The 1,244-nt window shown below is 56.1% G+C and carries 1 protein-coding gene; it reads left to right on the top strand.

What is annotated here, in order from left to right; genetic code table 11:
* Positions 1-27: 27 nt before the first annotated feature.
* Positions 28-1,244 (top strand): amino acid adenylation domain-containing protein (locus BMZ79_RS33460; protein WP_256253324.1); only part of this gene is annotated, 1,217 nt, incomplete at its 3' end.

Here is a 1,244-nt window from a genome sequence, read left to right as displayed (position 1 = left end):
GCGATCTTAAAAGCAGGCGGCGCGTACGTGCCGATCGATCCGTCGTATCCGGAGGACCGGATTCGGTACATGCTGTCCGATTCCGGAACAGCATTGGTGCTCACCTCGCGGGCGACTGCACTGCCGTTCGAGTTCGAACCATCTGTTCTGTTGATCGATGATCCAGCGTGGGAGCAGCAGGAAGGGACGAATCTCTCCCCGCTGGCGAGCGCCGAACATTTGGCCTATATCATCTACACCTCCGGATCAACGGGTCAACCGAAAGGGGTTATGATCGAGCATCGCAATGTCGTGCAATTGGTGTTGAATGATCCGTTGCCGTTTGATTTTGGAGCGGAGGATATATGGACCGTCTTCCATTCGTTCAGCTTTGATTTCTCCGTTTGGGAAATGTACGGCGCCCTCTTGTACGGTGGGCGAAGCGTCATCGTACCGAAGCTTGTCGCGCAGCATCCGGCGGCGTTTCTGGAACTGCTGTCGAAGGAAAACGTTACGGTACTGAATCAGACGCCAACGGCGTTTAGAGGATTGATTCAGGAGGCGATGTCCAGAACGGTACCGCTGAACTTGCGGTACGTCATCTTTGGAGGCGAAGCGCTGCAGCCAGGGATGCTTCGTCCGTGGAAAGAGAAATACACGGAGACGCGTCTTATCAATATGTATGGGATTACGGAAACAACCGTGCACGTCACGTACAAGGAGATCGGCGAAGCCGAAATCGAAGCGAACCGAAGTGCAATCGGCTGGACACTGCCGACATTGAACGGATACGTGATGAACGTGGATAGTCAGCTTGTGCCGGTTGGTGCAGCCGGAGAACTGTACGTCGGCGGAGCCGGTGTAGCCCGAGGATATCTTAACCGTGATGAACTGACGAGAGAGCGGTTTGTCGCCAATCCCTATCAACCGGAAGAGCGATTGTACCGTTCGGGGGATTTAGTGAGGCGCCTGGACAACGGGGAAATGGAGTATTTGGGCCGGATCGACCACCAGGTGAAAATCCGGGGGTACCGGATCGAGCTTGGGGAGATTGAAGCGCAGCTGCTGCGGATGGAAGCTATGAAAGAAGCGGTGGTGATCGCCCGCGAAAACGAACAAGGTCAAAGCGAGCTGTGTGCGTACCTGGCAGCGGAGAACGAACTGACGATCGCGCAGCTGCGCGGGGCATTAGCGCAGACGCTGCCAAGCTACATGATCCCGGCGCATTTCGTGCAGCTGGAGAAGCTGCCGCTGACGCCGAACGG

Source organism: Paenibacillus sp. UNC496MF, assembly GCF_900113915.1.
GTDB classification, from domain to species: domain Bacteria; phylum Bacillota; class Bacilli; order Paenibacillales; family Paenibacillaceae; genus Paenibacillus_Z; species Paenibacillus_Z artemisiicola.
Note: the sequence above shows the minus strand (reverse complement) of the source record. Positions and strands in the feature narration are given on the sequence as shown.